The organism is Ignavibacteriales bacterium (genome assembly GCA_026390795.1).
Taxonomy (GTDB): domain Bacteria; phylum Bacteroidota; class Ignavibacteria; order Ignavibacteriales; family Melioribacteraceae; genus Fen-1258.
In genome coordinates this window covers 286,136-309,169 of the sequence record JAPLFG010000001.1, presented here as the reverse complement: position 1 = coordinate 309,169, position 23,034 = coordinate 286,136, and the positions used below count along the sequence as shown (strand labels likewise).

15 protein-coding genes and 1 tRNA gene are annotated in these 23,034 nt (G+C 35.4%); 11 read left to right on the top strand and 5 right to left on the bottom strand.

All coding sequences use genetic code 11. The features are described 5' to 3' along the window. The first annotated feature begins 5 nt into the window (after positions 1 to 5). The 11 genes from NTX65_01240 to NTX65_01190 all read left to right on the top strand — a co-directional run bounded on the left by NTX65_01240 (position 6) and on the right by NTX65_01190 (position 14,762). Positions 6 to 584, top strand: coding sequence for a CDP-alcohol phosphatidyltransferase family protein (locus NTX65_01240; GenBank protein MCX6167936.1), 579 nt, complete (start codon positions 6 to 8; stop codon positions 582 to 584). Then, entirely contained in the window at positions 568 to 1,494 is a 927-nt protein-coding gene (gene ftsY, locus NTX65_01235) for a signal recognition particle-docking protein FtsY (GenBank protein MCX6167935.1), read from the top strand. Before NTX65_01240 ends, ftsY begins: the two co-directional genes overlap by 17 nt. Positions 1,495 to 1,982: 488 nt before the next feature. After that, positions 1,983 to 5,567 carry a pyruvate:ferredoxin (flavodoxin) oxidoreductase gene (nifJ, locus tag NTX65_01230; protein MCX6167934.1) on the top strand — a complete coding sequence of 1,195 codons (3,585 nt, stop codon included), beginning with the start codon at positions 1,983 to 1,985 and terminating at the stop codon, positions 5,565 to 5,567. A 94-nt stretch (positions 5,568 to 5,661) separates the two neighbouring features. Then, complete coding sequence (locus NTX65_01225) at positions 5,662 to 6,660, top strand: dihydroorotate dehydrogenase-like protein (GenBank protein ID MCX6167933.1); 999 nt, start codon at positions 5,662 to 5,664, stop codon at positions 6,658 to 6,660. Between the two features lie 301 nt (positions 6,661 to 6,961). Continuing rightward, entirely contained in the window at positions 6,962 to 7,957 is a 996-nt protein-coding gene (locus NTX65_01220; GenBank protein ID MCX6167932.1) for an acyl-ACP desaturase, read from the top strand. A 30-nt stretch (positions 7,958 to 7,987) separates the two neighbouring features. Further along, entirely contained in the window at positions 7,988 to 9,748 is a 1,761-nt protein-coding gene (locus NTX65_01215) for a DEAD/DEAH box helicase (GenBank protein MCX6167931.1), read from the top strand. 206 nt (positions 9,749 to 9,954) lie between these two features. After that, the gene (locus tag NTX65_01210) at positions 9,955 to 10,500 is read left to right on the top strand and encodes a hypothetical protein (GenBank protein ID MCX6167930.1); all 546 of its coding nucleotides are present in this window, start codon (positions 9,955 to 9,957) and stop codon (positions 10,498 to 10,500) included. 277 nt (positions 10,501 to 10,777) lie between these two features. Beyond that, positions 10,778 to 10,863 (top strand) — tRNA-Leu (locus NTX65_01205). Positions 10,864 to 11,099: 236 nt separating this feature from the next. Next, positions 11,100 to 11,477: a hypothetical protein gene (locus tag NTX65_01200; protein MCX6167929.1), complete on the top strand. Its 378-nt coding sequence runs from the start codon at positions 11,100 to 11,102 to the stop codon at positions 11,475 to 11,477. Positions 11,478 to 11,856: 379 nt separating this feature from the next. Next, positions 11,857 to 13,551, top strand: coding sequence for a glutamine--tRNA ligase/YqeY domain fusion protein (locus NTX65_01195; protein MCX6167928.1), 1,695 nt, complete (start codon positions 11,857 to 11,859; stop codon positions 13,549 to 13,551). Positions 13,552 to 13,604: 53 nt separating this feature from the next. Next, the gene (locus NTX65_01190) at positions 13,605 to 14,762 is read left to right on the top strand and encodes a PAS domain S-box protein (GenBank protein ID MCX6167927.1); all 1,158 of its coding nucleotides are present in this window, start codon (positions 13,605 to 13,607) and stop codon (positions 14,760 to 14,762) included. On the opposite strand, the gene gltX is transcribed toward NTX65_01190, so the two are convergent. The 5 genes from gltX to tig form a co-directional block, all read right to left on the bottom strand. Further along, positions 14,759 to 16,216 carry a glutamate--tRNA ligase gene (gene gltX / locus NTX65_01185; protein MCX6167926.1) on the bottom strand — a complete coding sequence of 486 codons (1,458 nt, stop codon included), beginning with the start codon at positions 16,214 to 16,216 and terminating at the stop codon, positions 14,759 to 14,761. The genes NTX65_01190 and gltX overlap by 4 nt on opposite strands. Before the next feature lie 128 nt (positions 16,217 to 16,344). Continuing rightward, positions 16,345 to 18,699, bottom strand: a complete 2,355-nt coding sequence (locus NTX65_01180; GenBank protein MCX6167925.1) for a response regulator — start codon at positions 18,697 to 18,699, stop codon at positions 16,345 to 16,347. Between the two features lie 116 nt (positions 18,700 to 18,815). Continuing rightward, the gene (locus NTX65_01175) at positions 18,816 to 20,969 is read right to left on the bottom strand and encodes a S9 family peptidase (protein MCX6167924.1); all 2,154 of its coding nucleotides are present in this window, start codon (positions 20,967 to 20,969) and stop codon (positions 18,816 to 18,818) included. Positions 20,970 to 21,054: 85 nt separating this feature from the next. Continuing rightward, positions 21,055 to 21,723, bottom strand: coding sequence for an ATP-dependent Clp protease proteolytic subunit (locus NTX65_01170; protein ID MCX6167923.1), 669 nt, complete (start codon positions 21,721 to 21,723; stop codon positions 21,055 to 21,057). Next, positions 21,713 to 23,020 (bottom strand): trigger factor, encoded by a 1,308-nt coding sequence (gene tig / locus NTX65_01165; GenBank protein ID MCX6167922.1) that lies wholly within the window; start codon positions 23,018 to 23,020, stop codon positions 21,713 to 21,715. The genes NTX65_01170 and tig overlap by 11 nt, the downstream gene beginning before the upstream one ends. Positions 23,021 to 23,034 lie beyond the last annotated feature (14 nt).

The window sequence follows — 23,034 nt, the reverse complement described above, 5'->3', positions numbered from 1 at the left end:
ATCAAATGAATAAAACATTAAGAGAAATATACTTGCTGCCTAATCTAATCAGTTTATTCAGATTGCTCTTGTTCATTCCTTTTATACTGTTTTTTAATTTAATGAGAGATGAAGATTATTACAGATACTACATTCTCGTACTTATTTTAATTGCATTTGTATCCGACCTTCTAGATGGATATACAGCCCGCAAGACTAATCAAATATCAGAACTAGGTAAAATAATTGACCCTTTGGCAGATAAGGTTCTGGTTGCATTAATAGTTATAAATCTATTCATGCTGAATATGATCCCGGCTTTTTATTTTTGGCTGATTATTCTCCGAGATATTTTGATTTTTCTTGGAGGACTATATGTTAAGAAAAAGATTGGTAAGGTTCTTCCATCGAACATGCTGGGAAAGGCAACTGTCTTTTCAATAGGCATTTTTATTATTATCACATTATTACGATTAGATCAATTAAGTATTGTTTATCAAGGAGTTATGATTATTTCTATAACATTATGTTTTGCATCACTTATCGGTTATTTATTACGGGCGAAAGAAATTATAAATTGGAAAAAGAATGAAACTATTTCCTGATTTTAAAAAATTAAAAGAAGGATTAACAAGAACAAGGGAAAATCTTACAGCCAAGATTTCAGAAGTTATTACAAGAAAAGTAAAAATAGATGAAAGTACACTTGATGATCTGGAAGAAATTTTAATTAATAGTGATTTAGGAAGTAAGCTAACCGACCAATTAATTAACAATGCTAAATCCGCTTTATTAAAAGAACAAGATAGAACACTTGATAAAATAAAAGATATATTAAAAGCTGAGCTTGTTAAATTGATTAAACCGCAAGATCAGAAAATCTTGGTTGATTCAATTTCAGATCAAAATAAATTGAAATTAATTCTAATTATTGGAATAAATGGTTCCGGAAAGTCTACGACAATTGGCAAATTGGCGCATAAATATAAAACCGAGGGGAAAAAAGTAATTATAGGTTCTGCCGATACTTTTAGAGCTGCTGCTAATGAACAATTGAAAAGTTGGGCTACAAAAGCCGGTGTTGACTTGGTTGAAGATATTTCAAAAGATCCCTCCGCTGTTGTTTATGAAACTATTAAATCTGCTTTGACGAACAATTATGAGATTGTTTTAATTGATACTGCTGGAAGACTTCACAACAACAAAAATTTAATGTTGGAACTGAACAAAATTAACGGAGTTATATCTAATCTTATTCCGGGAGCACCACATGAATGTCTCTTGGTAGTTGATGGTAATTCAGGTCAAAATGCCATAATGCAGTTTGAAGAATTTAATAAATATTCCAATCTAACCGGTGTTATCATTACAAAACTTGACGGCACCGCCAAAGGTGGGTCGGTTCTTCAAATCGCCTCTGAAAAAAATATACCGATCCGGTACATCGGTTTGGGGGAGGGAATTGAAGATCTTCAAGAATTTGACGCGGAAGAATTTGTAGATGCCATGTTCTAAATCAGTTCAGCCTTTCATAAACAGAATTATCCTCAATTTTCAATAAGGATGCAGATAGACGCTGAATTCAAAGAAATACTTCGCACTACTCTACAAAGAGAGTAGAAGAATATTTCCCTAATTTCGAATCTAAGACCATAGAAAAGAGGTTTAGTTATACCTTCAAGCCTATGAATACTTAGTTATCACGCCAACTCTTAAAATTTTCATGTAAACTTTTTAACTCTGAATCAAATTATTAGATATACGAGTCTTTATTTTCTCCTTACGAATCTCTATTATTACACTTGCTTTTTCACAGATTTCTTAGAAATAAGATTTGTTAGCCGATAAATTCCAAAAACCGACAAAGATTATTTTTAGTCTACTTTAAAAGTCGGAATAATGCAGACTTATCTAAGAAAATTCTTGTCCGCACCTGGCAAGGTAATTGCGAAAGAAAGTTGTTTTAAATGTAAAAATTGTACTAATATAAATCTGAGGAACATATGGAAAGGAAAAAAATAACTATTGACGGAAACGAGGCGGCTGCTCATGTTGCTTATAGGGTAAGTGAAGTAATTGCCATCTATCCAATCACACCATCGTCTACAATGGGAGAATTGTCGGATGCTTGGTCTGCAAAGAAACTGAAAAACATTTGGGGGACAGTGCCGAGTGTAACAGAAATGCAGAGTGAAGGCGGGGCTGCCGGTGCAGTTCATGGCGCACTTCAGACGGGAGCTTTAACCACAACTTTTACGGCATCTCAAGGTTTGTTCTTAATGATTCCGAATATGTATAAAATTGCCGGTGAATTAACACCAGCAGTATTTCATGTAAGTGCCCGTTCAATTGCTGCAGCTGCTCTCTCAATTTTTGGAGATCACAGTGATGTAATGGCAACAAGACAAACCGGCTTCGGAATGATTGCTTCAAACTCTGTTCAAGAAGCTACAGATACCGCTGCAATTGCGCATAGAGCAACACTCGAATCAAGAATCCCATTTGTTCATTTCTTTGACGGCTTTAGAACGTCTGCCGAAGTAATGAAAATGGAAGAGCTGACTGATGACGACATCCGTGCAATGATAGATGACACAAAGGTAAAAGAGTTTAAAGATAGAGCATTGAGCCCGGAACATCCGTTCATACGCGGTACGGCACAGAATCCGGATGTCTATTTCCAAGGAAGAGAAACTGTAAATAAATTTTATGATGCTTGTCCGGATATTGTTCAGAATGCAATGGATAAATTTGCACAAATCACCGGTCGACAATATCACTTGTTTGATTATTATGGCGCTCCGGATGCAAAACGTGTTGTGATCTTAATGGGTTCCGGTGCCGAAGCCGCAGAAGAAACTGTTGAGTATCTATCTCAAAAAATGGAAGAGAAAGTTGGTATAATAAAAGTCAGATTGTACCGACCATTCTCAGCTAAACATTTACTCGCAGCTTTTCCTAAAACAGTTGAGAATATTTCTGTTCTCGATAGAACAAAGGAACCGGGTTCAATCGGAGAACCTTTGTATCTGGATATTGTAACTGCAATTTCTGAAGCTATGAGTTCAAACAATCCACCATTTGCAAAGATGCCTAAAATAGTTGGCGGACGTTATGGTTTATCATCTAAAGAATTTACACCGGCAATGGTTAAAGCAGTTTTTGATAATATGAAAAAAGCCGAACCGAAAAATCACTTTACAGTTGGAATAAATGACGACGTTACATTTACAAGTCTTGATTACGATGTAAATTTTATGACTGAAGGACCAGATGTTGTACGTTGTTTGTTCTACGGTCTCGGTGCGGATGGAACTGTTGGTGCAAATAAAAACTCTATCAAAATTATTGGTGAAGAAACTGAAAACTATGCTCAAGGTTATTTTGTTTACGATTCTAAAAAATCCGGATCTACCACTGTTTCGCATTTAAGATTTGGGAAAAAACCGATTCGTTCTACATATTTAATTCAAACAGCAAAATTTGTTGGCTGCCATACATTCGGACTTCTAGAAAAATTTGATGTTCTTGGAAATATTGAGGAGGGCGGAACATTTTTATTGAACAGTCCTTTTGGAACAAACGAAACTTGGGATAAAATGCCGATTCGTATTCAGCAGCAAATCATCGACAAGAAATTAAATTTCTACGTTATTGACGGTTATGCTGTTGCTAACAAAACCGGAATGGGAAGCAGAGTTAATACTATTATGCAAACTTGTTTCTTTGCGATATCCGGAATTTTACCAAAAGATGAAGCAATTGAACAGATTAAAAAATCAATTAAAAAAACATACGGCGCCAAGGGAGAAGAGATAGTTAAGAAAAATTTCGAAGCTGTTGATCAGACTCTTGAGAACCTTTTCAAAATTGAAGTGCCTGCCAAAGTTTCCAGTATAATTGAAATTCCGGAAATTGTTTCAAATAAAGCGCCCGAATTTGTCCGCGCAACATTGAGTAAAATGCTTGAAGGTAAAGGCGACGATGTAAAAGTAAGCGAAATGCCAATTGACGGTACTTTCCCTTCTGCAACAACAAAATGGGAAAAGAGAAATATTGCGCTCGAAGTCCCGGCTTGGGATTCCGAATGGTGTATTCAATGCGGTAAATGTGCAATGGTTTGTCCTCATGCTGCAATACGTATTAAAGTATATGATAAAAAATTCGTTGAGACAAAACCAGAAACATTTAAGTGGATGGAAGCAAAAGGAAAAGAATTTCCTGAAGGCTATGTCTACACAATTCAAACTGCTGTTGAAGACTGTACGGGCTGCGAAATGTGCGTTGAAGTTTGTCCGGCAAAAAATAAAAAAGAAACTAAGTTCAAAGCAATTAACATGGTCTCACAAATTCCAATTAGAGAACAAGAACGGACTAATTTTGAGTATTTCTTAGGACTACCTGAACTTGATAGACGTTTGATCAATACAGCCGTCATCAAGGCACAGCAGTTACAAGAGCCATTGTTTGAGTTCAGCGGTGCTTGCTCAGGCTGCGGTGAAACTCCTTACGTTAAACTAGTCTCCCAATTATTCGGCGACAGATCTGTAATTGCGAATGCTACGGGTTGTTCATCAATCTACGGTGGTAATTTACCAACTACACCATGGGCAATTAATAAAGAAGGACGCGGTCCAGCTTGGTCAAATTCATTATTTGAAGATAATGCCGAATTCGGTATGGGTATGAGACTTTCGATTGATAAACAAAATGAATTTGTAAAAGAATTACTAGCAAATCTTTCTCAAGAAATTGGTAAAGAATTAGCTGATTCAATTCTAAATGCCGATCAAAAAGATGAAGTTGGAATTTATGAACAAAGAGAACGCGTTGATGAACTCAAGAAAAAACTTGCTAATATAAAGTCGAATAATGCATTGAAGTTAATAGAAGTTGCAGATTATCTAGTCAAAAAATCTGTATGGATTATCGGCGGAGACGGCTGGGCATATGATATCGGTTATGGCGGACTTGATCACGTAATAGCATCTGGAAAGAATGTAAACATTCTGGTTCTTGATACGGAAGTATATTCTAATACCGGCGGACAGATGTCAAAGTCAACAAGTTACGGCGCAGTTGCTAAGTTTGCTGCGGCAGGAAAAACTACAGCTAAGAAAGATCTTGCGATGATGGCAATGACATACGGCAATGTTTACGTTGCAAAAGTTGCTATGGGTGCAAACGATGCTCAAACACTGCGCGCATTCTTAGAAGCAGAAGCATATAATGGTCCTTCAATAATCATTGCATACAGCCATTGCATTGCTCATGGAATCAATATGGCGAAAGGAATGGAAAGCCAGAAGCTTGCAGTAGATAGCGGTCACTGGCCGTTATTCAGATATAATCCGTTAAACGTTCTTGATGGAAAAAATCCTCTGAAGCTTGATTCTAAAGCTCCAAAAATTAAACTGGAAGAATACATCTATCATGAAACCAGATATAAAATGTTAACAAAATCTCATCCGGAAGAAGCAAAACATTTGTTGGAACTAGGTCAAGCCGAAGTTCTGAAAAAATGGAAATTCTACGAACAAATGTCAGAGATGAAATTATCAAACGATGACGAGAATAAAGAAAATTAATTTTATTCATTAGATGAGAAAAGAATCTCATTCAATTGATGGGATTCTTTATTTCACTTTGTGAGTTTAGGAATTATAAAATAGAGGAGTTATTATGGATCTTTCAACAACGTATATGGGATTAAAACTGAAGAACCCGTTAGTTCCTTCTGCATCACCGCTTTCTCAAAGTGTTGATACGGTAAAAGCGATGGAAGACGCAGGCGCTGCTGCGATTGTTGTTTATTCATTGTTTGAAGAACAGATAACACATGAATCCGGAGAACTTAATCATTATTTAACTTATCACGACAACAGTAACGCAGAAGCAGCAAGTTATTTCCCGGAACAGGATAAATTTCATCTTTCTCCCGCAAAATATCTTGATCATATTGCTAATCTTAAGAGAGCAGTAGACATTCCAATAATTGGAAGTTTGAACGGAGTTAGTTCTGGCGGTTGGATTAATTATGCAAAAAAAATAGAACAAGCCGGAGCCGATGCAATTGAATTAAATATTTATTACATACCGACGAATCCTCTTACCTCTGGATCTGAAATTGAAACGATGTATGTTGATGTTTTGAAGGAAGTAAAAAAGAATGTAAAAATTCCGGTTGCTATTAAATTGAGTCCTTTCTTTTCTTCGATGTCTAACATGGCACAAAAATTAGATAATGCTGGAGCTGACGCATTAGTACTTTTCAATCGTTTCTATCAACCGGATTTTGATTTGGATAATCTTAATGTTGTACCGAATCTTGTGTTGAGTACAAATTGGGAAATGCGTCTGCCATTACGATGGATTGCAATTCTCCATGGAAACATCAATGCTAATCTTGCGTTGACAAGCGGTGTTCATTCACATACAGATGTTATAAAATCAATGATGGCCGGAGCAGATGTTGCAATGATTTGTTCTGAACTATTAATTAATGGAGTTGGTAGAATTGCAGACATTCTTTCTAAAATGAATAACTGGATGGAAGAAAAAGAATACGCATCCGTATCATTGATGAAAGGAAGCATGAGCCAAAAATCGATAGCAGAGCCGGCGGCATTCGAACGCGCTAACTATATGAGAATGCTGCAAAGCTATAAGACATTAGTCTAAATAAATTCTTATTATTTGAAAAGCCATCGTTTTCATTAGAAACCGGTGGCTTTATTATATCATACAAACTTATTCCATTACAAAAATTTTACATAACAAATCGGTCATAAAATGGAATTTTCTGTGATATCACCTCAATTAAGTCTATATTTGCACTAGTATTTCATAAATACTACGGTAATAACCCGAAATAGGTTTTGTATTTCTCAATTTAACCCATCAAATAAGCCTCAGAGAGTCGCAAAGTCTATTGTCATAGAAAAGCTCAGTCCGTTAATATTTTCAGAAAGAAAGGTGAGAGATGGATATCATCCTACCATTTGAAGATAAAAAAGCGCTGGAAACATTTGGCAAAATAGAAGTTCTTAATCATCTTGAAACAAAGGTAAAGGAGTGGATCGAATCGCACGTTGCAAAAAGAAAATTGTGGTTCTCTAGTGATTTTCTACCTGCTGACGAAAAGATGAGTGATGATCAAGAAAAAAATTTAAGTTCACTCAAAGAACGAGTTAGAGGGGTAAAGGATTCAGTTCGCGTAGCCGTAGCAATAAATCTATTAACGGAAGAAGGACTTCCACATTTTCACCGTTTAATAGCAAAACATCTTGGTGATGAAAGTTTCTGGTCCAAATGGAATAACATGTGGACTGGAGAAGAAGATCGTCACGGATGTATTCTACGGGATTATGCGCGTGACGGCAGACTGTTTCGTTTCCGAGATGTCGAAATGATGCAGTATCACTATCTGGAAGCCGGGTTTAATCCGGATTGGGATCGAGATCCTTACAAAGTGTTTGTTTATACAACGCTTCAAGAAAGAGCAACACAAATATCACACAAAAATACGGGAACACATGTCGGAACTGATGAGCCCTTATTGGATGGAATTCTGAGTAGTATTGCTGCCGATGAAGCAAAGCATTACACGTTTTACCGAAACGTGTTCAAAGCGATTCTGGAAATTGATCCGAACCGTGCATTGATTGCAGCGGCTGATATTATGCCCGCAATCGATATGCCGGGTATTTCAATGCCGAACTTCAGAGAGATGGCAGATGTAGTTAGACGTGTTGGAATTTATGGTCCGTGGGATTATAAAAAAATTGTAGAGGAAGCTATCAAATTTTGGGATATTGAAGTTATCACGGGTTTGAATGAGCTGGCTTCCAAAGCACAAGAAAAGATTCTGGCTATTCCAAAAAGATTGGAAAAAGTGGCAGAGTATATCGAGCAGAGAACTGCTAAAAAAACTTTCTCGTTCGATTTCATTTATCAACGGATTCTTGTTTTCGAATGAGAATTTAAATTATTGTGAGAAATAAAAATTATGATTAACAACGGCTTTAAAGAATTAGGTCTATCGGAAGAATCACTTCACGCTATTCATTTGAAAGGGTTTGAAGAACCAACAGAAATTCAAAAAAAAATAATTCCTCTAATATTAGAGAATAAAATTGATCTTATAGGTCAAGCTCAAACTGGAACTGGAAAAACTGCTGCGTTCGCACTACCAATTATCGAGCAGCTTAAAACTAAAGCAGGACATTTGCAAGCACTTGTTCTTGTTCCTACCCGCGAACTTGCAATTCAGGTTGCAGAAGAGTTTAATTCATTGCGTGGTAATAAAAATATTCACGCAGCACCAATTTACGGCGGACAGTCTTATGATACTCAGCTTAGAAGATTAAAAAAGGGTGTAGATGTTGTAGTTGGAACTCCAGGACGAATGATAGATTTATTAAATAAAAAAAGTATGTCGCTTTCAGAAGTTTCTTTTGTTGTATTAGATGAAGCTGATGAAATGCTTAATATGGGATTCATTGACGATATAGAAGATATTCTTGGCAGAACAAATCCAAACAGAAGGACTCTATTATTTTCTGCGACTATGCCTGAAAGAATTGCTACTCTCGCAAAAAAATATATGGGCAAACGTGAAATTATTAGAACAAAACACTCCGGAGAAACCACTCAGCTCACAGAACAAATTTATTATGAAGTAAAAGAATCCGATAAACTTGATGCACTGTGTAGAATTATTGATACCACGGTTGGTTTCTATGGATTGGTATTTTGCAGAACCAAGCATGATGTTGATCATGTAACTTCAAAATTATCCGATAGAGGTTATGACACGGAAGGTCTTCACGGAGATATTTCGCAGAATGTACGTGAAAGAATTTTGACTAAGTTTAGAAATAAAAAAATAAATGTTCTTATTGCGACAGATGTAGCCGCAAGAGGATTAGATATTGATGAATTAACACATGTAATTAATTACGCCCTTCCGCAGGATCCTGAAGCTTATCTGCATCGAATCGGAAGAACCGGACGAGCAGGCAAAGAAGGAACCGCAATTACTTTCATTTCTCCGGAGGAACACCGCAAACTGATGTTCATTAAAAACTTCACACAAACTGAAATACGAAAAGAAAGAATTCCTCTTATAAAAGATGTAATTAATTTTAAGAAAGAGAAAATTGCATCAGAATTAAGATCAATGATGGAAGTAGGTGTTGCACATAATTACATTGAACTTGCGAAAGAGATGATCAAGAGCCATAATCCAGAAGATGTAGTTGCTGCTTTGATCAAATATACTTATCAAAATGAATTGGAAGAAGGGAATTACGCAAAGATTCACGATCTGTTTGAAGGAAGAAGATCTTTTGATAAAAGAGACGACAGACCGATGGGAAGAAAAGAATATTCCCGCGATGGAGAGAGATCAAGAGGTAAAAGAGAGTTTTCATCACGCGGTGAAAGATCCGAACGCCCGAGCAGATTTGATAAGAGCGATAGATCGGAACGAGGCGAGAGATCTGAAGCAAGAGGAAGATTTGACAGCGACAAAGGAAAAGCGCGTATGTTTTTTGCTCGCGGAAAAAAAGATGATCTGAATGCTAAAGAATTATTGACAATGCTCAAAAAGAAAGCAAATATTGATCCTTCTAAAGTTACCGGAATTCAGATCTCCGATGCATTTTCTTTCTTTAATGTACCGCCAAAAGAAGCCGATATTATTTTGGAAAAACTTAACCGAGACGGCGATAAGAGACCAATAGTTGAACGGGCAAAAGGAAAGTAGAAAAATTAATGTTTATTCAAATGCTATTAGATAAACAAAAATCCATCTTCTAAAGGAAGTTGAGTTTTTATTTTTTATGGAAGCATTGATTCACTTTTATAAAAAAACTTACTAATGACATGACACTAGTAAAGGACTAATTACAATCTTCGAACAGAAGATAAAAAACAAAATAGCCACAATGTGGGAATAATAGGATGGAAGTAATGAAAACATTTTCAGAAATATACTTACCTGCAGAAGAACAATTGATTAACCAGATTTTCAGAATGATTCATGATATTATACAACAAGATAAGAAAATTCCATATCTCAGTTCAGATAAGGATCAGAAGGAAGAATATCTCGAGTATTTTATTGTTACCGATGCATTGATTTCTTTTAACAGAAGAGGCGGTAACAAGAAAAATAATAAAGTTACCGGCGCACAATTAAGGGATGCTATTCGATATGCTCTAAGAACAAATGATGAATTGACAAGACAAGGATTCAATAAAATGTACGGTACGGCGATCGGTGTATCACTTTATTCCTTTGTTAACCTGTTAATAGACGAGATTACAAAGCGCAAAATAGTTGGACATGAAATATCTCACAATTCTTTTGGCAGAGGATTAATATCAAAAATAGAACAGCAAAAAGAATTTGTGTGGTTCAAGTATAATGATGATCATAAAATGCTCTCGATGGATCACTTCACCCTCGATTCTGCTGATCAGCAGAAATTGAAAAGTATTTTGGCTGGTGCGTAATTTTTAACAAAAATATTTATTGAATACAAACAGCAAGAATCAATTTATTAATCATGGAAGATGTGCAACATCAAGTTGTATCAAAACATGATTGTTAAAAGAATATCATTAATGATTTTTCGAATTTTATTTATGCTTTCGAAATTTGATTCCATCAATCATTTTTATAAATTTGCGCTCACAAAAATTGAACTAGAAACGCTAAGCGATTTCAAGTTGGAATAAAAAATACCAACTATTGCTTGTCGTTGATGTGTAAAATAAGCTGAAAACAAATGCCGAAGTGGCGGAATTGGTAGACGCGCTGGACTCAAAATCCAGTGAGGCTTAAACCTCGTGCCGGTTCGAGTCCGGCCTCCGGTACATAAAAGGTTGATTCTAAAACGGAATCAGCCTTTTTTTGTGTCATCACACCGAGAACATTTAGTCTGCTTTCCATTGAATTGTAATCACATCTATGTATCCAGAGTATACCAGAATTGTTAGATCAATAAAGTATACGCATTAAGATTTCTAATCCCTTTTTCATCCTTTGGATCTATATACTTATAGTCCATCCAGATTTATATTCAATACGAAGTTTTATTAAAGGAGTATATATGAATAAAAAAATAAATAGACCATTGTTATTTGAATCTAAGTGGTCAACAAAGTTCTGGTTACTTCCCGACACGTTAGAAACCGGATATTTCATATTTCAGAGATCTGAAAGTTCTTATAAAGATTTGGGCAAGTTTGCCCAGGATGTTTCAGAGCTGATAAATGAACATGTTTGCAGTATTATTAATTTCAGCAACCTTGAATTCATTGAGATAGCGAATGGATACATGTCCCTTGAAGAATTAAGACGGACGAATGAACTTTGGAATTTGATGAATAAACGTAGACTTGAAGCTGGAAATGAAAAAATCAATCAGCCAATTGAAAATAAAGGTAGTAAAAGAGAGAGAACTTTTGAACCAATGTATGCCGACTAAAGATACAGATACATCAGAAATATTCTTAAAAATAATTAGAGCATCGCGCGGGTACCGGAGCGTCAGTATGTATAAATAAGTTAGATGTATTAAAAGTCAGATCTAATAAAAACAATAAAAATACCGCCTTCAACCGGCGATGCTCAAAATATCTTCCACAATAAATCCCTCCTAATCCATCCCTTATAGCCGGGGGATGGATTTTTTTTAATGGCTGAAATGAGATACTGAATTTATACTACTGTGCGACAATATTTACCAATTGCTGGTTATTTTTTACAAACCATGCTCAATTCATTTATTTTTTCAATTAGATTTAATTATTTGAGCACTAATTTCTAATTATGTAATTTTACACTGAAATTACTTTAAAGAAAATATGGACAATTCTGATAACATGAGTGACAATAAAATTGAACCCGTAAAATCCAAAAATTTTATTTACGAGATTATTGATGAAGATTTGAAATCTAATAAGTGGGGCGGGAATGTACACACTCGTTTTCCACCGGAACCGAACGGTTATCTTCATATCGGTCATGCTAAATCGATCTGCTTGAATTACGGAATTGCACGTGATTACAACGGTAAATTCAATCTTAGATTTGATGACACAAACCCGGAAAAAGAAGAACAGGAATATGTTGACTCAATTATAGAAGATGTAAAATGGCTTGGCGGTAATTTTGAAGATAGAATTCTTTTCGCATCCGATTATTTTGAGCAGATGTATAAATGGGCAGTTGAATTAATCAAGAAAGGGAAGGCGTATGTTGATGATCTTAATGCGGATGAAATTCGCTCTTCAAGAGGAAATTTGACAGAACCTGGTAAAGAGTCTCCTTACCGGAATAGAAGCATTGAAGAGAATCTTGATCTCTTTGAAAAGATGCGTAAAGGGGAATTTCCTAACGGTTCTAAAACGTTACGTGCAAAAATTGATATGTCTTCACCAAACTTCAATATGCGCGATCCAATCATGTACCGCATTGTTCATGATGAACATCATCGCCAGGGGAACAAATGGTGTATTTATCCGACATATGATTGGGCGCATGGTCTCGAAGATTCGATCGAAGGAATAACCCACTCTATATGTACACTGGAATTTGAAAACCATAGACCGCTTTACGATTGGTTTCTGAATGAACTTGGAATTCATCATCCTCAACAGATTGAGTTCGCACGGCTCAATCTAAGCTATACAGTTATGAGTAAAAGAAAACTTTTACAGTTGGTCAAAGAAAAATATGTTGACGACTGGGACGATCCGCGAATGCCTACAGTAAGCGGTTTCAGACGAAGAGGTTATACTCCCGAATCAATCAGAAATTTTGCAGAGATAGTAGGAGTCGCCAAGCGGGATGCGCTTACAGACATTGCTCTTCTTGAATACGCGATAAGGGATGATTTGAATAAACACGCTCAACGCGCAATGGCTGTTCTACGACCACTAAAAGTGGTTATCACAAATTACGTTGGGGATGAAGATCTTGAAGGGATTAATAATCCGGAAGATCAGTCAATGGGAACGCGAAAGATTCCTTTCACTAATGAAATTTATATTGAGCAGACAGACTTTATGGAAAATCCGCCTAAAGGTTTTCATCGTTTAATACCGGGCGGTGAAGTTCGTTTACGTTACGCTTACATTATTAAATGCGAAGAGGTTATTAAGAATGATAAAGGTGAAATTGTTGAACTTCGCTGTACTTATGATGTAGAAACGAGAAGCGGAACCGGAACCAGTAAAAAGAAAGTGAAGGGAACAATTCATTGGATTTCCGCAAAGCACGCAGTTAAAGCAGAAATTCGTTTATATGATCGCCTTTTTACTGTTGAAGCCCCGGACGCTGATAAAGAAAAAGGGTTTCTAGAATTTCTTAATCCAAACTCATTGGAAATTTTGCAGGATGCGTTTATTGAACCGTTTTTAAAAGAATCAAAACCCGGAAGCAGAATTCAATTTGAACGTCATGGATATTTTTGCGTTGATACAAAATTCACTACAAATGAAAAACTGGTATTTAACAGAACAGTTACATTGAAAGATAGCTGGACTAAATCGAATTAATAAAAGATACGAACATTGTTTCGTATCATATTTTATAATAGGATTAAAATATTATGCTTAATAAATCATTAGGGAATATAACTTCTGCTAATGTCAAAGAAATTATTAATTCGGATATTGAACTGAATCCTGAAACTATTGAAGAACTTGACACAATAGCTCAACTTATATCTGACTTACAATTAACACGAGATGCTTTACGCGAAAGTGAAGAGAAATACAGATTATTATTTTCAAATGTTCCGCTTGGTATCTTACATTTTGATTCATTCGGAAAGATCACAACATGCAATGATAATTTCATTTCAATTGTTGATTTAGCTAAGGATAAGATAATTGGTGAGCAATTAATTGATGTAATTGATAGCCATCTTGTTACCGCAATTGAAAATGCTCTTGCAGGAACTGTTGGACATTATGAGGGCGATATTGTCTCAAAAATTTCCGGAAAAATAACTCCTGTACGCGTAAATTTTGCACCGATTATTTTAGAAGGCGGAGTTATAAACGGTGGAGTGGGCTTATTTGAAGATATTACGGAACGTAAGCAGATTGAAAGAATATTTTTTCACGATATTATAAACACCGCCGGTAATCTTAACAATTTTATTGAACTGATTGACCCGGAAAGCATTAAGAATCCGGAGACAAAACAATATTTAGAGATAGTAGCCAGTATTTCAAACCGGATTGTTGATGAGATACGGACTCATAAACACTTACTTACATCTGATAAAAGCCAAACCAAACTAAGAATCACTGAGATCGGATCTTTAGATTTTTTCGAATCCATCTGCAATTATTTTAACCGTGCTGATTTATTAAGTTCAAAAACAATAAGCATTTTTCCGGAAAGTGAAAATGTTTATTTTGAAAGCGATGAAACGGTTCTCGGAAGAGTTCTAAATAATATGTTAAAGAATGCTATCGAAGCCTCGAATGAAAATGATACGATTAATCTTTACTGCGGTTTGAAGAATGGTATGGTAACATTCAGTATTCATAACTCCACACATATCCCGCAAAATATTCAATTGCATCTATTTAACCGTTCAGTATCAACAAAAGGAGCCGGACGTGGGTTGGGGCTATACAGCATGAAATATTTAACCGAAACGTATTTGAAAGGTACAATCGCTTTTAACTCTTCAGAAGCAGAAGGCACTACATTTACTGCAAGTTATCCATTAAAAATTAAGAATGATTCTTAGTCTATTTTAATTCTCTCCAATGCTTTGTGAATCCTCATGATTGTTTCATCTTTTCCAAGAATAACAACAATATCAAATACACCGGGACCGGTACTCATTCCAGACACAGCCAGACGCAGAGGATGAATTAATTTTCCTTTACCAACATTTAACTCTTCAGAAACTTTCTGAAGCGCGTTTTCAAAATCTTCTTTAACTGGATTGACAAGCGTACTGAACTCATCTAATAGCCTTTTAAGTTGAGCAGGCGTTTCTTGCTTCCAGTTTTTTTGAACGGCAGTTTCTTCGAATTCTTTTGGCGGTTCAAAGAAGTAGGGCGATTTGGCAAGATATTCCTTAACAAATGAAACCCGTTCTTTCATTGCAACAATGACCGAAACCAAGAAAGAATCTGTGTAATTGAAAGTTGAGAATTGAGAATTGTTAATTTCTTGCTTTAGTAAAATAAGAAGTTCTTCATTAGATTTTTTACGAAGATGTTCAGCATTTAGCCAATTTAATTTTTCGAGATCGAAGACTGCGCCAGCTTTGTTGACTCTTTCGAGCGTAAATTTTTCTATTAAATCTGCCATATAATAAAATTCTTGGTCATCGCCGGCATTCCATCCGAGTAATGCTACAAAATTAACGAGCGCTTCATTTAGAAATCCTTTTTTACGGTAATCTTCAACTGCTACATCGCCTTGTCTCTTACTCAGTTTTGAACGGTCCGGATTTAACAATAGCGGAAGATGTGCGAATATAGGTCGTTCCCACTTAAATGCATCATAAAGCAAAACATGTTTAGGTGTGGAGGAAAGCCATTCTTCGCCTCTTATAACATGACTAATCTGCATTAAGTGATCATCAATTACATTGGCAAGATGGTATGTTGGATATCCATCGCTCTTAATTAAAACCTGGTCGTCAACATGATTGCTTTCAAATTCGACCTTCCCGCGGACTATATCATCAAAAATTATTTTATGATTCGGTTCTACATTTAGTCTAATTACAAAGGGCTCTTTATTTGCGAGTCTATCTTCAATATCCTTTTTACTTAGAGTAAGACAGTGTTTATCATATTTTGCCTGGGGCAGTTTTTGTTTCTGTTGTTCTTCTTTTAGAATCTCGAGTCTTTGGGGAGAACAAAAACAATAATAAGCATTCCCACTCGATATCAGTTCTTGAACATATGTTTGGTACATATCAAGTCTCTGCGATTGCATGTAAGGACCGTAAGACCCGCCGACAACCGGACCTTCATCATATTCAAGCCCACACCATTTAAGAGCATCAATCAAATTTTCAACTGCTCCTTCAACAAAACGGTTTCGATCTGTATCTTCGATTCTTAGAATAAACTTACCATTATTTTTACGGGCAAAAAGATAGTTGTATAAAGCTGTACGTAATCCGCCGACATGAAGATAACCTGTAGGACTTGGAGCGAAGCGAACACGAATATTTTCCAAAAATATCTCCGAATGAATTTAGAACTGTGGCAAATATAAGAAAACTTGTTTTTGGATTCTGCAACATTAAAAAGTCCCGCCGAAACGGGACTTTTTTTAATTAAATAATTAGGTATGAATGATTCAATTTATGCTAAAGTCTGGGTATAATATTTAACTTTTTCAATAAATTCTTTGGAATCAATTGGTTTAGGAATATAATCCGTAGCACCAACCTCCAGGCATTTTTCTCGGTCACCTTTCATAGCAAAAGCAGTTAACGCAATTATTGGAACATCGCGATACTCTAATAACTCTCTAATCTTTTCAGTTGCTTCAAATCCATTCATTACGGGCATCTGCATATCCATCAGAATAAGATCAAATTTTTCTTCTCTTGCCATTCTTACAGCGTCCTCGCCGTTCTCAACAACTACAATGTTTTCAAAACTATTTTTCTTTAAGAGTCTTGTAACAATTATCTGCGAGTGCTTGTAATCTTCGGCAAGTAAAATTTTAATTACATTATCTTTCGCCATTACTTCTTCTTGAGGCGGGGGAGTTTCGTAACGGTTAATCATTGCGCTGATTGTGTCTGCAAGGTCCTCAATGTTGGTTGATCTTTTATCCAAAAGTTCTTCGAACAATCCTTCTATTTTGAAAAGATCTTCCTTGTAATTCTCTTTACCCGTATATATAATTATCGGCAGGTTGGCAAACTTTTTCTCCGACTTAATCATCTTAATCAATTCAAAACCGTTAGGGTAAGGCATATCAAGGTCAACAATTGCAAGATCAATGTCTTGATCTTTTATTGAATCCATAACATTAGCAGAAATATTTTCTGCAACCGCGATGAAACCAACGGATTCAATTGCCTGCTTTACTAAATTTAGTGTCGGAAGGTCATCATCCACACATAATATTTTTGAATTTTTTCTGAGTCTGTAATTTGTGAGTACTTCAACTAGATAATTGTAATTTATCGGTTTGATAAAATATTCAACGGCTCCCATCATAAATGCTTTTTGCTGTTCCGGTTCAACAGAACAAACAATCACAGGAGTATTCTTTACATTATGATGCTCATGAATTTTCTTAAGCAGTTCGAGACCATTAAGATTCGGCAATTCAATATCTAAAATAATTGCGAGCAACTGTTCGTTATTTATCAAATTGAAAGCTTGCTCTTCCGTGCTCACGATTATGGGATCGTATCCCCATTTAGTCAAATAATTATTGAGCAACTTAGAAGTTGCGTAGTCATCCTCTATTACAAGCACACGATTTTTAGAAGTTGGTTTTGGTAATTGTGCGATACTATTTTCTAAATTCGACATCATTTCTCCACTTATAGTGAATGTAAAAGAATTACCTTTTCCAGCAGTACTCGAAGCAGAAATTTCTCCGCCTAAGTATTCAATATATTTTTTGACTAAAGTAAAACTTAGTCCGGTGATGGAAGAGTTCTTAAAATCTTCTACTTTTGATAGAACAAAAGGTTCAAAAATATTTTCAATTACTTCGCTGCTAAAAGCTTTACCAGAATCATAAATCAGAAACTGTATCTTTCCATCACTTGTAACAGAAACATTTATAACAATTTCACCGTGCAATGTTAATGTCGTCGAGACAAACAAAAGAGTACTAATAACATACCGCAGCTTTTGATCATCTAAACTAATCGGATTGCCAAGTTTATTATCGAGAGAAACGACAAATTTTATATCCCTATCACCGATCCGACTCTGGAATATATTTATTATTTCATTTATATAAGACCTTAATTCAACTTTTTTTAGATTTTTTGTAATGCTTTTCAACTCGATCTTCGAGAGTTCGCTCAAATCATTAATATTAAGCAATACATTTTGTGCATTCTTTTTAATACTTGAGATATACTCTATTTGTGAAGAAGTTAAATTTTGGTTCGCGAGGATCGAAGTAAATCCTATAATGGAATTGGAGCCGGATTTGAGTTCATTTGATGTCTCAGCTACAATTTTTGAAAGAGAATCATGATGATTCCGGGATCCATTTTGTCTTTCTTTCCAGATTATTAAGACGGAAGAAATTAAACGTAATATTTTTTCAATCGTGTCGATTTCGTTTTGCGAAGTTGCCGATTTCCATGCAATTTTTACCATCATTTTTGAATTTGCCGATAGATCAAGCAAAAGGCAGGCTTCAAAAAGCATGTTTTCAGAAATTTGAATTGTGCATTTTGTATCAAAATTCAGTGAGGGTTTGCTTTGCGGGATTATAAGACTACAAGTTTCACATTTGAAGAGGGAACCCTTAAGGTGTGCACCTTTTACATTATGAGACTTTCCAATTACCTCAAATGAACTTACTTCATTAAGATTAAAGAGAACTACCGCATTCAAATCAAATTGCTTTGTTAGGAAATTACAAATCTCATCGGGTAAAAATTCATCTCCGCGCCTAGCGTATTCATACAATTCATTTATTCTATCTAAAAGTTCAAGAGTACTTTCAATCAATCGGATTCTCTGTTTGTCAATTTTATTTTATTGGTCATGAAAATAACCATTTTAATCAAGAGTTGAAACTAGCAGAGAGTATTTTAGACTCTCTGCCGGTAAATTAGGGATACAGATCACAAATTATCTAAGAAATAGTTAGTGATCTTTGTATGAAGCTGTAAAGCATCTTTTCCGCCAACCCCGTGCGGCTGTCCTACGTAAGGGTAATAATCGAGCGGTTTATTTAATTCAGAACATTTTTTAGCGAAGGAAAGTGTATTCTGCCATACAACAGTAGGATCGCTTGTGCCATGTACTAATAATAATTTTCCTTTCAGGTTATCAACATAATTCAATAAACTTGCTTCTTTATATCCCTCCGGATTTGATTGAGGAGTATCCATGTATCGTTCACCGTACATAACTTCATAAAATTTCCAATCTATTACCGCGCCACCGCATGCACCAACTTTAAATGTATTATTTGTTCTCAACATTAATGATGTTGTCATGAATCCGCCGTAACTCCAGCCGTAAACTCCAAAGCGGTTAGGGTCAACGTAGGGGAGTGATTTTAAATAATTTGCACCAGCCATTTGGTCTTTAACTTCCACTGTTCCAAGATGACGGAATGTCGCCTGTTCAAACTCGAGTCCTCTATTTGCAGAGCCGCGATTATCTAAAGTAAATACAATGTAACCTTTTTGTGCCATCATATAGAACCAGAGGAAGTATCTTCCAGTCCCGAAACTATTTGTAATTTCTTGATCATGGGGTCCACCGTAAACGTAAACTATTACAGGATATTTTTTTGTTTGATCGAAATTCGGTGGCGTAATCGTTCTGCAGAATAATTCTATCCCTTCTTCATTTTTTATGCTGAATATTTTTGTCTCACCAAGTTTATAATCTTTGAGTGGGTTATCCGCTGTCAATAGATTCTTTATAACTATTCCTTTTTTATCAATTAGATTAATCACGCGTGGGGTAGTAGCATTTGTGTATGAATCAATAAAATATTCAGAACTTATACTTGGTAATATATTATGCATTCCGCTTTCTTTTGTGAGGCGATCCATTTTGCCGTTTTCGAGATTAACGCGGTAGTAATTGCGCTCCAGTGGAGATTCTTTTGTTGAAGAGATGAAAATATTTTTACCGGATTTATCAAAACCGTTTAATGAAAGAACTACCCACTTGCCGTCTGTTACTTGCCGGATTAAATTTCCTTCAATATCATAAAGGTAAAGATGGTTATAACCATTTCTCTGTGATTGAAACAAAAATTTATCGTTTGAGTTTGGTAAAAAAGTTAAAGGCGTTAACGGTTCAACGTATTTATCATTCTTTTCTTCGAATAAAACTTTTATTTGGTTCCCGGTTGAGACATCATATTTCACTAACCGCATATTATTCTGATCTCTATTAAGATGAGCAATGAAAAAATATTTTTCATCTGGCGACCAGGTCAACGATGTTAAATATTGATCAAGCGGCTCTCCGGTGTTCAGCCAGACTGTTTTGCCTGTCTTAATTTCGTATATCCCAACTTTAACTTGATGACTCGTTTGACCGGTCATTGGATATTTGATATTCCTTAAATGTGCCGGGGTAGTGGTAAGATCAACCAAAGGGTAATCCGTTACCATTGTCTGATCCATGTGGTAGAATGCAATAAAATTACTATTTGGCGACCAGAATATTCCTCCATTGATGCCGAACTCATCACGATGAACAGATTGTCCATTGACAATGTTGGAATCCTTATCGAATGTAATTTGAATCTTCTTTTCTTCGTCAAGACTTAGAAATAAATTGTTTTGATAGGTATATGCTACAAATTTTTTGTTAGGGGAAACATTAAGATTTTCAGCTTCGTCTTTTATGCTATTAATTTTAGAAAGCTTTTTATATTTCGTATTAAACGAATAATAAGTTTTCCCATTCCAGAAATTAAATTCATCTGATGAGGTCCAGTTCAACGCCGGGAATGTATTGATAGATTTTTCATTCTGAGATGCAAACAATGAATTCAAATCACTCAGCTTCATTAAAGTATCAATCTTTGCATTCTTTGGGGATGTTAATAAAATTGCTGCTTTAGTACCGGATCCATCAGTCCATGTAATGTTATCTGTATTTGGAACCCAGTTCAATTGACGCAAATTAGCAGGTGCTAATTTAAAACCATTTAGTACAACATCTTCAACCGTAAAAAGTTTTTCTTGCGGAATAATTTGCGATATAAAAACAAATAATAATAACAGCATCAATCTAAATCGTTTCATTTGTCATTCTCCATAAGTGATTTGATTCGTTCCTATTTAAAATAAAAAAGGGCAGCTAACTGCCCCTTAATTTTTAAGCAACAATTTATTTTTTAGGAGTATTTTCGTTTGGTGATGCTCTATGCACTAAAATGGTATCAATGAGTTTGTATTCTTTTGCTTCTTCTGCCGAAAGATAATAATCACGGTCGCAATCGGATGCAATTTGTTCGTAAGTCTTCCCGGTATTTTCGACAAGAATGTTATAAAGAGTTGTTCTTGTTTTTACCATCTCTTTGGCATGAATCTCAATATCGGTTGTTTGTCCTTGTAAACCTCCAACCCAAGGTTGATGGATCATTATCTTAGCATTTGGAAGAGCAGATCGTTTGCCGGCTTCTCCGCCAGCAAGAAGTACTGCACCCATACTTGCTGCAAGACCAACACAAATTGTTGAAACTTTAGAACGGACGTATTTCATTGTATCATATATAGCAAGTCCGGCGGAAACACTTCCTCCCGGTGAATTCAGATAAAGATTAATATCTTTTTCTGAATCTTCTGCCTCAAGAAAAAGTAATTGTGCAATTGTTAAACTGGCAACATGGTCGTCTATTGCTGTACCAAGAAAAATGATTCTCTCTCTAAGCAATCGCGAAAAAATATCCATACCGCGTTCACCGCGACCGGTTTGTTCAATAACATAGGGAACAAGCTGATTGTAAATTTCGAACTTTTTAATCAATTGAGATTCAGTGAGAATATCATGCTTCATTTGATTTTTCCTTTTTCTCTTTTATTTTTTCTTCAGCGTCAATCTCTTTAATCTTTGCAGATTCTTTTAAGAATTTGATAACTTTTTCTTCCAATAACATTTCGGTACGGTTGGTGTCTTTGTAGTACTTAACCAGTTTAGCTACCGAAATTCCAGTTGATTCAGCTTCTGTTTTTGCAAGTTCCTCTAATTCGGAATCTTCTACTTTGATTTTTTCAATTTCAGCGAGGTTTTCAAGAATGATTTGCCATTTAGCATTCCATTCGGCTCTCGGTTTATAATATTCTGAAACTGCTTTTTCGTCAAAATTTGGATTCTTATATCGCTTTGCATTTTCTTTCTCTAGTTCTACCATACGTTTGTGAACAGAACTTACATAACCGGATGGGGGAGTGAACTCATTATTTTTCACTACTTCGCCGAGTAAATTATTTGTTAACATCTCTTCAGATTGCTTCGTGTAATAATCTTCAATATTCTTTTTCAAGAATGAATGAAGTTCTTCTGAAGTCGCAGCTTTATCTTTAGTTATCTTCTTAATAACTTCTTCGGTTAGTTCAGGCAGTACAAATTTTTCAATTTTTGAAAGTTCTGCTACATAATTGAATTCTTCTTTGTGAAGATCTTCGCCGTGATAATGTTCATCAACAAAAGTAAAATTGAAAGACTGGCCAACTTTTTTACCTTGTGCATTTTCCTTTATCTGAAGATTTACTTTTTCATCACTCAAATCAATTAAAATATTTTCACTTCTGGAACCAACCATTGGCAAACCTTCCGTATCGATCCGCTGCAGATTGGCAGTAATTCTATAATTTTTATTTTCAACTATTTCAGCCGGTTCAAACTTTATTAATGGTTTTAATAGGAAATCGATTTCTCGTTCAACTTCCTCATCTTTAACTACAAAAATTGGTTTTTCAACTTCCAATCCCTTGTAATTTTTCAGTTCGAGCTTCGGTTTAATTTCATACTTAACTTTAAAAAAGAGTTTTGTGCCGGGTACAAAATCGATGTCCATCATTTGAGGAGTACTAATCGGTTTTAATTCTTTTTGATCAACCACGTCCCAAAACTTTTTATTAGCAATTTTTTCACTTGCTTTAAATTCAATCGCTTCGCCGTAGAATTTTTTAATCATTCCCATCGGGGCTTTTCCTTTTCTAAAGCCATCAATGGTGATTGTTTTCCTCTCTTCTTTGTATGCGTCTTCAATTTCATGAAGAATTTCATCATAATTCAGATTCACTTCAACTTCTTGTTGAGAATCTGTAAGCTGATTTACTTTTATTTCCAAAAATGCCTCTATAA